14 protein-coding genes are annotated in these 14,332 nt (G+C 24.0%); 10 read left to right on the top strand and 4 right to left on the bottom strand.

The genetic code is table 11. The features are described 5' to 3' along the window. Positions 1 to 149: 149 nt before the first annotated feature. The 4 genes from F811_RS16925 to F811_RS0101930 form a co-directional block, all read right to left on the bottom strand. A complete protein-coding gene (locus F811_RS16925; RefSeq protein ID WP_020003613.1) occupies positions 150 to 1,274 on the bottom strand; it encodes a hypothetical protein in 1,125 nt (374 codons plus the stop codon). Positions 1,275 to 1,519: 245 nt separating this feature from the next. Continuing rightward, positions 1,520 to 1,669, bottom strand: a complete 150-nt coding sequence (locus F811_RS17155; RefSeq protein ID WP_425386782.1) for a hypothetical protein — start codon at positions 1,667 to 1,669, stop codon at positions 1,520 to 1,522. Next, positions 1,659 to 1,784 carry a hypothetical protein gene (locus F811_RS17085; protein ID WP_281167072.1) on the bottom strand — a complete coding sequence of 42 codons (126 nt, stop codon included), beginning with the start codon at positions 1,782 to 1,784 and terminating at the stop codon, positions 1,659 to 1,661. Before F811_RS17085 ends, F811_RS17155 begins: the two co-directional genes overlap by 11 nt. Before the next feature lie 4 nt (positions 1,785 to 1,788). Further along, on the bottom strand, positions 1,789 to 2,997 hold the full coding sequence (locus F811_RS0101930; protein WP_026364315.1) for a glycosyltransferase family 2 protein: 1,209 nt from the start codon (positions 2,995 to 2,997) through the stop codon (positions 1,789 to 1,791). Positions 2,998 to 3,217: 220 nt separating this feature from the next. On the opposite strand from F811_RS0101930, the gene rfbF reads away from it, so the two are divergent. Genes rfbF through F811_RS0101880 form a run of 10 tightly spaced genes read left to right on the top strand, consistent with a single transcriptional unit; the run spans position 3,218 to position 14,278 of the window. After that, entirely contained in the window at positions 3,218 to 4,009 is a 792-nt protein-coding gene (rfbF, locus tag F811_RS0101925; RefSeq protein ID WP_020003610.1) for a glucose-1-phosphate cytidylyltransferase, read from the top strand. Then, positions 3,991 to 5,055 carry a CDP-glucose 4,6-dehydratase gene (gene rfbG / locus F811_RS0101920; RefSeq protein WP_020003609.1) on the top strand — a complete coding sequence of 355 codons (1,065 nt, stop codon included), beginning with the start codon at positions 3,991 to 3,993 and terminating at the stop codon, positions 5,053 to 5,055. Before rfbF ends, rfbG begins: the two co-directional genes overlap by 19 nt. Continuing rightward, positions 5,049 to 6,353, top strand: a complete 1,305-nt coding sequence (gene rfbH / locus F811_RS0101915; protein WP_020003608.1) for a lipopolysaccharide biosynthesis protein RfbH — start codon at positions 5,049 to 5,051, stop codon at positions 6,351 to 6,353. The genes rfbG and rfbH overlap by 7 nt, the downstream gene beginning before the upstream one ends. Before the next feature lie 16 nt (positions 6,354 to 6,369). Further along, positions 6,370 to 7,194: a beta/alpha barrel domain-containing protein gene (locus F811_RS0101910; RefSeq protein WP_020003607.1), complete on the top strand. Its 825-nt coding sequence runs from the start codon at positions 6,370 to 6,372 to the stop codon at positions 7,192 to 7,194. Positions 7,195 to 7,202: 8 nt separating this feature from the next. Then, entirely contained in the window at positions 7,203 to 8,987 is a 1,785-nt protein-coding gene (locus F811_RS0101905) for a thiamine pyrophosphate-binding protein (RefSeq protein ID WP_020003606.1), read from the top strand. A 31-nt stretch (positions 8,988 to 9,018) separates the two neighbouring features. Then, positions 9,019 to 10,146 carry a class I SAM-dependent methyltransferase gene (locus F811_RS0101900; protein WP_020003605.1) on the top strand — a complete coding sequence of 376 codons (1,128 nt, stop codon included), beginning with the start codon at positions 9,019 to 9,021 and terminating at the stop codon, positions 10,144 to 10,146. Positions 10,147 to 10,154: 8 nt separating this feature from the next. Next, the gene (locus F811_RS0101895; protein WP_020003604.1) at positions 10,155 to 11,108 is read left to right on the top strand and encodes an NAD-dependent epimerase/dehydratase family protein; all 954 of its coding nucleotides are present in this window, start codon (positions 10,155 to 10,157) and stop codon (positions 11,106 to 11,108) included. Then, complete coding sequence (locus tag F811_RS0101890) at positions 11,101 to 12,117, top strand: NAD-dependent epimerase/dehydratase family protein (protein WP_020003603.1); 1,017 nt, start codon at positions 11,101 to 11,103, stop codon at positions 12,115 to 12,117. Before F811_RS0101895 ends, F811_RS0101890 begins: the two co-directional genes overlap by 8 nt. Beyond that, entirely contained in the window at positions 12,110 to 13,138 is a 1,029-nt protein-coding gene (locus tag F811_RS0101885) for a glycosyltransferase family 2 protein (protein ID WP_051087712.1), read from the top strand. The genes F811_RS0101890 and F811_RS0101885 overlap by 8 nt, the downstream gene beginning before the upstream one ends. A gap of 3 nt (positions 13,139 to 13,141) precedes the next feature. Further along, positions 13,142 to 14,278 (top strand): glycosyltransferase family 2 protein, encoded by a 1,137-nt coding sequence (locus tag F811_RS0101880; RefSeq protein WP_020003601.1) that lies wholly within the window; start codon positions 13,142 to 13,144, stop codon positions 14,276 to 14,278. Positions 14,279 to 14,332: the final 54 nt, after the last annotated feature.

The raw sequence follows: 14,332 nt of genomic DNA, 5'->3' as shown, positions 1-14,332 counted from the left end.
TAAATTAATAAGTGGATCTTTATTTATTGTAATTTTAAATCCAAATAATGTTATATCTTTTTTGTATTGATATTCCTTAATTGAGAATATTTTTTCCATTAAATTTGACATTTTTATTGCTCCTTATTTTTTATTATGGAAAAATAAACCTATGCTACAATTTTATGTTGCAAAATATGTTGTATTTTTTTGTATTGCATATTATTATAAAAGCATATGTAATCACTACATATATTAGGTCTGGTCTGGTCTGGTCTGGTCTGGTCTGGTCTGGTCTGGTCTGGTCTGGTCTGGTCTGGTCTGGTCTTTACCGTAATTTTAAATCCAAATAATGTGGTAATTTTTTTATCTTGTAAATATTCTATTGAAAATATAAAATTACCTAGTATTGTAAAAATATTTATTTTATTATTAATAGTTTTTATGGAATTATTCTCCAATGTAGATATTCTATTTTCTAATTTATATATTTTATTAGTTCTATCCATATGAATAAGTACAAATAAATTACTATTATCTAAATATTTAAACATATACTCTGTAGATAACATAATATTAGCTTTTTTATACTTCTTAGATTGAAAGTAAAATTTATAAGCTAAGTCATTTTCAGCTATTCCAACAGTTGCTTTGGCCTCTAAATCTTTAATTTTAAAGTCATGATATAAAATTAGATAATACATATATATATAATATTCAAAATCATACCAAACCATTTTATCTAAATTATTTTTATAATCAAAAATATTGAAAAAATCATCCAGAGTTGAGCATTTATATATCCATGGTTGGTTGCACCATAAAAATAATTCAGTATTTAATTTTTTATTATTGGGATGGCTTATAAAATATTTTTTACAATGTTCCTTTATTTTACCTGAAATTTTATAATTATTGTCTGATTTTATTATTTCATTTCCATATAAAACTTTATTAGAAAAATATTTTTCACAAATTTGAAGTAAGTTAATATTTTTTATTAATAGACTTTCAGAATCTAATACTATTATATATTCATATTTATCTTTCAATTGATATAATCCATAAAACTTTTTTTTGACTGCTATAGCATTGGTATTTATTTTATATCCAGAATTAGCATATATAAGACAATTATTTTGGTAAAAAAAATCTTTCTTTTCTTCCTCAGTAGTTAAAATAAACCATATATCAGCTTGTTCATCTAAATCATAATGCATATATGAATTATATAAATCATGAGCATAGTTAAAATGACCTGGGAAAGTCGGTATTAAAAATGCTATTTTTTTCATTGTGATTCTCCTTTTAAAAATATTTTTACTTTTAAATTATTGCATTATATAATAAAAAATATTGATTTGATTTATATTCTTTTATTTTGTTATTTAAAATAAATATTTTATTATCAATATTTATTTGTTTACCAAATCTTATATATATTTTATAATTTCTAAATTAGTAAACTTAATACGTCTAAAGTAAAAATGTTCATTATACTAATCTATTGAAAAATCATTACTAATATTTTTGTGTAGTATTAATCAAATGTTTCTCTTATATATTTTTTATAATTTAATGTATCTAAATGTGTATCCTTATAATTATTTTTATAAATACATATTACTCTATTTATAAAAGCCTTAATTATATTTACTGTGTTATCTTTAGAACCATTATCAACTACTATTATTTTTTACATTTTTACAAGTTTGATTAAGAGCACTATTAATAGCATATTTTATATAACTCTCACCATTATAAATATGTACCATTATTGATATTAAAGGATTAGATTTTATCACAATATCATCCCCGCTTTTCAATTACAAAATTAAATCCTAAAAGATTTATTTTTGTATTTTTATTAGAAAATTGTATGGAAAACAAAATTCTTAATATATTGCTAAAACTTATAACCACAGGAGTAGTATAATTTTTATTATTCTTAATATTTATGTTAATACCAAATATTCTAATGTTTGTGTAAAATCCATCTAATATTATAGAGAAGAAATAAGGCAATAGCTTATTATTTATAACTTTTAGTTTTTCTTCTGTTTTTAAATAATAATTATAATGATATTTATATTTATTGTATTCTTCTAAAAAATTTTTATCAAAGTATTTATTTAATATATGTATGTATTCATTATCATTATTAGTTTTATATAATAAAAATTTATATTGATTGTATGCTAATTTTAGGTAATCATATTTATATAAAATATTATCATTCATTTTTATCAAAAAAGTATAAAATTCATCTAATGAATTTCTTGAATCCATACACATTTTATTAAATTTTTCTTCTGTTAAATAATCTGTAGTTTTATTGCTATAGCTTATATCAAAATAATATATATATAATTCATCATAAATAGCTTTATATGTTTTAACAAAATAGAAAAAGATTAAACATTGAAGCATATCCTCAGAGAATATTATATGAGAATCTGGTAAATATATTACAGCTTTTTTTACTATAGATGATTTGAAAAATTTAGCACATAAATTATGAGATATTTTTTCATTTAGAACTTCATTAAGAAGATAATTGTTGTCTATATTACTTCTTTTAGTTGAAAGATACCAAGAAACTTTTTTTTCTTCTCTTATTCTTTCTTTTTTATTTGGATTTGATGATACAGATTTTACACTAAATTGAATTACATCATAATCATTATCTTTGATAGTGTTAAATACCTTTTCTAATGCATTTAACTTTAATTCATCATCTGGATCTATATATGTTATATAATAACCTTTAGCCTCTATACTTCCAATTTTCCTTGCTGATAATGTACCTTTATTTTGTTCAAGTCTTATATATATTATTCTATCATCATTATACGAATTTACAATTTCTTTACAATTACCATTAGAACAATCATCAACTATTATTATTTCAAATTCAGAAAATGTCTGATTTATAATACTATTTATACATCTTTTTAAATATCTTTCCATATTATATACAGGTACAATTATTGAAAAGAAATAATTAATTCTACACATATAAACCTTAAATTAACATAATTATAATTATCAGAAAAATATATTACTTATAATTAGAGATAATTATAAGTATTATAAAATTATATTTAATTATAAATAATAAAATATATTGTTTTCTTATTGACATTTATATTTTATAAGTTATAATAATATAATTAGTTGAATTTTTATCATTATAATTCCACTAATTATAATTATGTTTATAGTATGAGGTTAATTAATGAAGGCTGTTATATTAGCTGGAGGTCTTGGTACAAGATTAGGTGAAGAGACAACAATAAGACCTAAGCCTTTAGTAGAAATAGGTGGAAGACCTATTATTTGGCATATAATGAAATATTATTCGTATTTTGGTGTTAATAATTTTGTAATACTTCTTGGATATAAAGGCTATATGATTAAGGAGTTTTTTGATAATTACAGAAGACACTTATATGATATGAAAATAGATTTTAAAAATAATAGTTCAAGTTTATTAAAAAAAGATGAAAATTCTTTTGAAGAAGAAAATTGGGTTATAGAGCTTGTAGATACAGGTGAAAATACCATGACAGGTGGAAGGTTAAAGAAAGCTTACCAATATCTAAAAGATGAGTCCTGTTTCTGTTTTACTTATGGTGATGGAGTTTCAAATATTAATATAAAAGATGAAATTGAGTTTCATAATAAACATAAAAAAATAGCTACTGTTGGAGCAGTTTATCCTCCTGCTAGATTTGGAGCTTTAAAAATAGAAAATGATAATAGTGTATCAAATTTTATAGAGAAACCTAGAGGAGATAATGTCTATATAAGTGGAGGATTTTTTGTATTAAATAATAATATTTTTAATTATTTAGGAGATGATAGTACAGTATTTGAACAAGCGCCTTTAAGAAAATTATCTAGTAATAATGAGCTTATGGCTTTTAGACATGAAGGTTTTTGGCAGTGTATGGATACTCAGAGAGATAAATCTATACTGGAAGAAATGTGGAATAAAGGTAATGCTCCATGGAAACTTTGGAAATAAAAACAATATTTGAGATATTTAAAAATAAAAATATTTTAATTACGGGGCATACAGGATTTAAAGGGAGCTGGCTGTCAAAATTATTGTTAGAAGTTGGTTCTAATCTAAGTGGAATATCTTTAAAAGCCAATGATTTGTCTCTATATAATTTGTTAGACCTGGATAAACAACTAAAATCATATATATTAGATATTAGAGATTTAGATAATATAAAGAATACAGTTTTAGATATTAATCCTGATATAATTTTTCATTTAGCAGCACAGCCGTTAGTAATAGATAGTTATAATAATCCATTATATACATTTGAAACTAATGTCATTGGTACTATTAATTTGATGGAGGCTATGAGGAAATTAAATAACTTGGAATGTGCAGTTATGATTACAACAGATAAGGTTTATGATAATAAAGAATGGGTTTGGGGTTATAGAGAAAATGATTCTTTAGGAGGTCATGATCCATATTCAGCTTCTAAAGCTTGTGCTGAAATAGCTATAAAAAGTTATAAAAAATCTTTTTTTCAAAATTTAAATATAGTTAGTGTAAGAGCAGGTAATGTTATAGGTGGAGGAGATTTTGCTGATAATAGAATAATACCCGATATAGTAAGGGCTATAGAAAAAAATATTCCAGTAGAATTAAGAAATCCTAATAGCGTGAGACCTTGGCAGCATGTACTGGATGTGCTTTATGGATATTTATTACTTGCTTATAATATAATTAATAAAAATGATGTCTCTGATAGCTATAATTTTGCTCCTAAAGATGAAGGAAATAAATTTACTGTTGAGTATATAACTAAATCTTTTATAGATAATATTGGAAAAGGAAGTTATAAAATAAATATTCAAGATACAGATAAAAAAGAAATGAATATGCTTAGATTAGATTCATCTCTTGCAAGAAAAGAATTAAAATGGGATGAAAGATTTAGTACAGAAGAAGCAATAAAGCAGGCTGCTATATGGTATAAAGAATATTTATATGGCAATGATATGAATATTATTACAAACAAGCAAATAAAGGAATATATTGAATGTTAAATATGGATAGATCTAAATTATTAGATATGGTTAGAGAGTATGCAAAGAAAGAATATGCTTTCAAAGATTTTATTGAAGGTAAAAGTTCTGTACCTGTTTCTGGAAGAGTATTTGATGAGGATGATGTTGCTACATTGGTGGATAGTGCTTTAGATTTTCATCTCACAACATATAGATATAATGATGAGTTTGAGAAAGGATTAAGAGATTTCTTTGGAATAAAATATGCTTTAACCTGTAATTCTGGTTCTTCTGCTAATTTAATTGCAGTAACTTCACTAACAAGTCATTTATTAAAAGACAGGGCATTAAAAGCAGGTGATGAAGTTATAACAGTTGCTGCTGGTTTTCCAACAACTGTAAACCCTATACTTCATAATAATTTAGTACCTGTGTTTGTAGATGTTGAATTAGAAACATATAATGTAAATGTTGATGAATTAGAAAAAGCTAGAAGTGATAAAACTAAAGCTATTATTCTAGCACATACTTTAGGAAATCCTTTTAATGTACAAAAAGTAAAAGAATTTTGTGATAAATATAATCTATGGTTCATAGAAGACTGTTGCGATGCTTTTGGAAGTACCTATAATAATAAAAAGGTTGGAACATTCGGAGATATTGCTACATTAAGTTTTTATCCTGCACATCATATAACTATGGGTGAAGGTGGTGCCGTACTTACTAATAATCCTATTTTGAAAAAAGCAATGGAAAGTATTAGAGATTGGGGAAGAGATTGTTGGTGTGCTCCTGGATGTGATAATACTTGTAATCAAAGATTTAGCCAAAAATTAGGAGATTTACCAGAGGGTTATGATCATAAATATACTTATTCTCATTTAGGTTATAATTTAAAAATTACTGATATGCAGGCAGCTTGTGGGGTGGCACAGTTAAGAAAAATTAATGAATTTATAGAAAAAAGAAAATCTAATTTTAAAAAACTAAAAGAAAAACTAAAAAAATTTGATAAATATTTAATTTTACCTAAAGCTCAGGATAATAGTGATCCGTCTTGGTTTGGTTTTCTCATAAGTGTAAAAGAAGATGCACCATTTACAAGAAATGATATAGTAAAATATTTAAATGATAAAAAAATCGGTACTAGATTATTATTTGCAGGTAATATTATTAAGCAGCCGTATATGATAGGTCGTAATTATAGGGTTGTTAGAGAACTTACAAATTCTGATTTCATTATGAATAATACTTTTTGGATTGGTGTTTATCCTGGTATTAATGAAAAAATGATAGATTATGTTGCTGATAAAATCAAGTTATTCATAGAATTGTAATATAAAGGAGATATTTATGATAGGTAATATAACTGTATTTGATTGTACATTTAGGGAAGCTGGTTATCAAACAGGTTGGTTTTTTGATGAAGACTTTTGCAGAGATTATTATAAATTTGCACAATCTGCAGGTATTGATTATTTAGAACTAGGTTTTTTTCATAACAAAGAAGCGGATCCTAACAGAGGACATTTCCGTTATTGTAGTTTAGATAATGAAGAAATAAAAAATATTTTTTCAATTACAAAAAATACTGTTAAACTTTCTGCTATGCGTGATATACAAAGACCTTTAAGTGATTTGCTTCCAAAAAAAGAAACAGTTATAGACGCAGTTAGAATACTTACAAGATCTAGTGAAACAGATTTTTCAGTTTTGGAAAAGCATGTAAATGAAATTAAAAATTTAGGTTACGAAGTATTTATTAATTTTACGAGTTCTGGTCATAATACGATAGATAAAAATAGAGAATTTGCCAAATTTGCTAAGCAGCATGAAATACCAGTCATATATTTTGCTGATACAGAAAGTATATTTACACCTGAATATGTTAGAAATACATTAGAGGCATGCCGTGAAGAAGGTATTGAAGCAGGTATGCATTTCCATGATAAAAATGGTACAGCTGAGATGCTTTTAGAAGTAGCTTTGCATTATGGATGCAAATATACTGATATTACTATGATGGGACTTGGTGGAAAATGGCATGATGGTAATTTATCTACTGAACATTTCTTAAGAAAATATAATTATAATCCTGGATATGAACAGACTAGATTAAAAACTATGCTTATACAAAATTTGATTAAATACAATAAAAGTACAGCAGCTGTTCTATAGGATTTTTTATGAAGGTTTCTGATTTTATATTTAAATTTCTAAATGAAGAATACAATGTAAAAGATGTGTTTATGGTTTCTGGAGGAGGAGCTATGTATCTTAATGATTCAGTTGGAAATAATAAAAATATTAATGTTATATGCTGTCACCATGAACAGGCTTGTGCAATAGCTGCTGATGGTTACAGTAGAATCAACGGAAATTTATCTGTTGTTAATGTTACCACTGGACCTGGAGGAACAAATACATTAACTGGTCTTATTGGAGAATATTTAGATTCTGTTCCTGTATTATATATTTCAGGTCAGGTTAAATTTGAAACTACAATAGAGTCTTGTAGAGAACTTAATTTAAGACAGCTTGGTGATCAAGAAATAAATATAATAGATATAGTTAAACCCGTTACTAAATATGCTTCGATGGTTAAAGATCCATTAAGAATTAAATATGAAATACAGAAAGCAATACATATAGCAAAATCTGGAAGAAAAGGTCCTGTTTGGTTGGACATTCCTTTAGATGTTCAGGCTTCAGATATTGATGAAAATAATTTAGAAAAATATGAAACAGAAAGCATAAATACTCCAATTATAAAAGAACAAATTGATGAAGTTATAAATATATTGCAGAATGCAAAATCTCCTGTTATTATAGCGGGTCATGGTATAAGACTTTCTAATTCTATAAAGGAATTTTATAAGTTAATAGATAAATTAGATATTCCTGTATTATCAACTTTTAATGGATTTGATATAATTCCTACAGATAATAAAAATTATGTTGGTCGTATAGGTACTATTGGTAATAGGTATGGAAATATAATTTTACAAAATGCTGATGTTGTATTGTCTTTGGCTTCAAGAAATAATATAAGACAAATTAGCTATAATTATGAAAATTTTGCTAAAAATGCTAAACATATTATAGCTGTTGATATAGATAATGCTGAACTTAATAAGCCTACTATAAATTATACATTAAAAATTAATAATGATGTGCATTTATTTATTAATACTTTAAATGATTCATTAGAAAATATTGAAGTAAATAAACACACCAAATGGAGAGAGTGGACTTTAAATATAAAAAATAAATATTCAAAACTTTTAGATGAATATACAGTTTCTAATGATGTAAATCCTTATTATTTTACTTATGAATTAACAAATAAATTATCAAATGATGATATAGTAACTTGTACAAATGCTACACCTAGTTTAGCTTTATTTCAAGTAGGTATAGTAAAGGAAAATAACAGAATGTTTTGTAATTCAGGATGTGCTGCTATGGGATTTGGCTTGCCTGCATCTATTGGTGCAGCAGTTGCATCTAAACATAAAAATGTTATTTGTTTAGAAGGTGATGGAAGTTTAATGATGAATATTCAAGAACTTCAAACTATTTCTTATTACAACTTAAATATTAAGCTATTTTTATATAATAATAATGAGTATGCTTCCATTAGACAAACACAGGATAATTTCTTTAAAAGAAGAACAGGTTGTGATTTTAATTCTGGTGTATCTTTTCCTAACTGGGAATTTATTGCTAAGGCATTTAATTTGAAATATTATTGTATAGATAAAAAAGAAAATATTAATAATATATTAGATGAAATTTTAAATATAAATGGTCCCGTATTTTGCAATGTAATCTTAGAAAAAGATTATTTATTTTTACCAAAAATTTCATCTGAGAAACTTCCTAATGGTAAAATGGTAAGCCGTTCATTGGAAGATATGACTCCCCTACTTCCTAAAGAAGAATTAAGCGAAAATATTTATAAATTTTAATTTTTTATAATAATTAATATTAGGAGCTATAATGAAAAAATGTATAATTTGTGGAGGCGATTTTTTTGATATTCCCATTATTTCGCTAAATAATATGCCAGAATCAGCACAGGGGTTTTTGGATAATTTGGATAATAAGGAAGATAATCATTCTATTACGCTTAATTTAGTTCAATGTAAATGGTGTGGTACTATACAATTTGATTGTGCAGCTGTAGATTATTATAAAGATGTTATAAGAGCTGGTGGTTATACAAAAACTATGTCAGATATAAGGGAAAAACAGTTTAATGAATTCATAAATAAATTTAATTTAGATAATAAAAAAATATTAGAAATAGGATGTGGTAAAGGCGAATTTTTAAATATTTTATCTAAATTTAATGTTAAATGTTATGGCATAGAAAATAATATAGATAATGCAAATACTGCTAGAATGTCTGGATTAGAAGTAAAAAATATGTTTTTAGATGATGAAAAATCTATCATTGATGATGGTCCTTTTGATGCATTTATTCAATTTAATTTTCTAGAGCATCAGCCAGATCCTAATTCTATGATTAGAGCTATATATAATAATTTAACTCAAAATGGTGTTGGATTATTAACAGTTCCTAGTTGTGATTATATATTCAATAATGGGGCATTTTACGAATTAATTAGGGATCATTTGATTTATTTTACTAAAGATTCTTTGTTCTTATTTTTGCAGAAAAATGGATTTAAAGTGTTAGAATATGAACTACTAAATAATGATACACATAGTGTGATTGTTCAAAAAAGAAAGCCTTTATCAGGTTTAAAATTTAATAATCTATTTAATAAACTATATAATGAAATAAATTCTTACATAAATTCTTATAAAAATGTTGTAATATGGGGAGCAAGCCATCAAGGTTTAACAATTGCATCTTGCTATAATTTAAGTGATAAAATTAAATATATTATAGATTCAGCACCTTTTAAACAAGGTAAATTTTCAATAGGTTCAAATATAAAAATTATTTCGCCAGATGAGGCTTTTAAATTAAATATTGATGCTGTTATTATTATAGCTCCTGGTTACTCTAAAGAAATAGAAAATGTTATAAAAACTAATATGAATGATAAAGTATCAATTGCAACAATATTGTTTGATGAATTGATACTGATAAGGTAATAAATAAAATGAATGATATAAAAGACATAATTATTACAGGAGCTACAGGGTTTATTGGTAATCATATGGCAAATTATTTTATTAAAAAAGGATATAATGTAATAGCCATAGTAAGACCAGATTCTAATAAAAAAGATTTGTTAAATAGGTATTCCTCTTTTTCTAATTTCAAGTATATAGAAGAAAATTTATTTAAAATAGAAAAATTAAAAAATAAAATTGGTAAGGCAGATTTATTTTTTAATTTTGCATGGAATGGTGTAAATAGGAATGGAATTGATAATGAAAAAATACAAAATGATAATATAGAGTTATCATTAAAAAGTCTAGAATTTGCAAATGATATAGGTTGTAATGTTTTTGTTAATGCTGGTAGTAGGCAGGAGTATGGTAATATAAATGGAACAGTTAATGAAGAAACTATATGTAATCCTATAACTGAATATGGTAAAGCTAAATTAAAATTTGCAAATATGGCAAAATACTTTTCATCAAAAAATAATATAAAAGTTATACATTCTAGAATATTTAGTGCTTATGGAATATATGATCATCCTTGGTCATTAATAAATACTTTGATATCTAATTTGCATGATAATATAGATATGGAATTAGGTTTATGCCAACATTATTGGAATTTTATGTATATTGATGATGTCGTAGAAGCTATTAATAAATGTTGCGTAAGTATTAATAATATGGATTTAAAATTTGATATTGTTAATATAGCATCTAAAGAATCTTTAATTTTAAAAGAATATATTTATATTATATATAAACTTTTAAATAGTAAAAGTAATTTATTATTTGGAACTTTTAAGGAAGCTAAAGGGAGTACAATTTCTATATATGCTGATGTTTCAAAATTAAATAGTATATATGACTTTAAAGAAAACTACACATTTGAATATGGAATTAAAAAAATTATTTCATATAAATACTTAGGAATATTAGATGATTGATACTATTAGGGAAGATGTGAAATTTGTATATAAATACATACATAATGTAAATAAATTGAAGAATAAATCTATATTAATTACTGGAGCAACAGGTTTTTTTGGTAAATGGATTTTAGAAATATTTTATTATATGAATACAGAATTAAATTATAATATAAATATAACAATCTTAACAAGATCATTTACTAAGTTTATATTAAAATACCCGAAATTTAAATATTATAATCTATGTTATATAGAAGGAGATATTAGAACATTTGAATTATCAAAGAATGCTCACTATGATTTCCTTATACATGCTGCTAATGATAATTTAGAAGAAGTTAATCCCAAAGAAATGTATAATTTAATTACAGGAGGTGCTAATAATGTAATTTATTTATCAAAATTATTTGATATAGGTAGAGTATTATTTATAAGTTCCGCATCTGTTTATGGTAAAGAAAATTATGATATAGACAAAATATCAGAATATACTATATGTAATCCTACTACTGCTTATGGCAAAGGTAAAAAATATGCAGAAGATAAGTTTTTAGATAGTAATATAGATGTTGTAATATCAAGATGTTTTTCTTTTGTTGGACCATATATAGAATTAGATATACATTATGCTATAGGAAATTTTATTAGAAATGTGATAAATAATGAAGATATAATAATAAAAGGAGATGGTAGAGCTTATAGAAGTTATATGTATATGGCTGATTTAGTATATTGGCTATTAAGTATTTTAATAAATGCAAATACTAAAACTATATATAATGTAGGTTCTGATATAGAGATTTCAATATATGATTTGGCTAAATTAGTTTCTAATTCTATAAACGATTATACAGGAAATATTAAAATATTAACTAAACCTGATTACACTATTCCACCTGAAAGATATATACCTGATAATACAAAGATAAAAAAAGAACTTAATGTTAAAGAAAATTATAATTTAGATTATTCCATAAGAAGAACAATAGAATGGAATATAATGAATGGAGAAAAATATGAATAATACTCCATTAGTTTCTGTTTTAATACCTACATACAATAGAAAAGAAATGTTAAAAAGAGCTTTAGATAGTGTCTTGCAGCAAACATATCAAAATATAGAAATATATGTATCAGATAATGCTTCAACTGATAATACAATTGAATTAATGTATGAATATTCAAATAAAGATAAAAGAATAATATATTCCATAAGAGAAAAAAATATGGGACCTATGTACAATGGTTCAGAGGCATATAATCATTTAAAAGGGAAATATGCTATTATTTTATGTGATGATGATTATTTTTTAAGTAATACATTTTTTGAAAATGCTGTTAAAGTAATGGAAGAAAATGAAAATATTGTTATTGTTAGAGGGATTGTTAAATGCTTCAATGAGACTAATAATAATATTTTTATAGATATTTATAATTCAAAAGAATATATAAAAGGTATAGATTATCTTCTAAACTATGCCAATCATAAAGGATATGATAATATAACTTCTTTTTTTGCTATGTTTAGAAAATCTGCTGCAGATAAAACTCAAGTATTTCAAAGGGCATTACCTTCTGGGGATACTTGGTTATGGTTATATTTATTTTTATATGGAGATGTATATTTCTTATCCAATGAGATTATAGGATGTTATGTAACACATAATTTTGAAAGGGATAGTATAAATGTAGATACTATATCAAATATAGATTATATGGCAGAATTAATAGTTGAATTAAAATCTAAAGCCAAACAGTTTTACCCTAATTACAAAAAAGAAATAGATATAAAAATAGATAATATATTTGCAGAAATAATAGTTTGGCATACAGCACAGCTCTGTAATGTAATCGGCAAAAGAAAATCTTTTTCAATTATTAAAAAAAAAGAGATTATAAAAAAATATCCACGAATAAAATCTAAAGTTTTTGGTTCATTAAGTTTTTCAATACCATTTAAATTTATTTTATTTGGTATAGAAATTGATGAAAAATTTATTCAATTATTTTTTTTCGGAATAAAAATAAATATTAAAAGGAATTAAATTATGAAGTTTGATATAAATAAAGATTTAGATATTATTTTGATAACATATAATAGAGTTGATAAATTAAAAAAAATGTTAAATTGCATTTTTGATAATGATTCTCCAATTAAATATGTTCCAATAACTATACTAGATAATTGTTCAGATGATGGTACAGATATTTTAATAAAAAAATATATCGATAAAAAATATAAAATTAATTATATAGTGCATAATAGAAATATAGGTGGAAATGGAAATATTGCAAGAGCAATGGAAATTGCTATTAAAAAATATTTATGGATATTATGTGATGATGATAACATAAATTGGAAACATTGGGATGAAATATTGTATGGTATGGAAAATGATTATGATGTGATTTTGACGGAGAGAAAAATAGATATAAAATCAGATAAAGATTATCATTTAATATTAAATACTTTAGCATTTGTTTCAGCTGGTATTTATAAAACTGAAAATATAACAAATGAGGTTATGACAAATGCTGTAATAAATATACAAAATGGATTTCCACATTTAGTTATTGCTATACATATAGTAAATTATAATAAAAAAATATATATACCAAAAAATCAAATTTTATATCAAAATATAAAATTTGATTTCCAAAAAGGATTAAATTCTGAAATTCATTATAGACAAGCATGTTTTAATTTATTTTCGAATTATGTTAATACATTTCAACTTATAAAAGACAAAAAAATAAGGTACAAATGTTGTGATACATTATGGATAGGAAAAAGTTTTTGTTATTCTGTATACAATTTTTTTGAAGTGAAACCATTTTCTATGTATAATCTTTCTGACTTTTTTTTAGGAGTTAATATAGGACAAAAAATTCAAATAATATTGATAATGCTATTGAAATTTGTATTATTTAATATTTTTTATTTTGAATCTAATTATGAAAAAATTAAAATTAAAATATTATTTGTAACTTTTGTTATAAGAAGACCAGACCAGACCAGACCAGACCAGACCAGACCAGACCAGACCAGACCAGACCAGACCAGACCAGACCTAATTTTTACATATATAGCGATTATATATATTTTTATAATAATTCAAAATATAAAAAAATACAACCTATGTTGCAATATAAAATTGTGGCATAGGTTGTATTTTTTTATATGATTATAAATATTTGGAGTAAATAATATGAGTTTTGATATTAATAAAGATTTGGAT

Origin of the sequence: Brachyspira innocens ATCC 29796 (genome assembly GCF_000384655.1) — a bacterium.
Taxonomy (GTDB): domain Bacteria; phylum Spirochaetota; class Brachyspiria; order Brachyspirales; family Brachyspiraceae; genus Brachyspira; species Brachyspira innocens.
The sequence above is the reverse complement of the archived record's forward strand: the minus strand, read 5'-3'. Positions and strand labels throughout refer to the sequence as shown.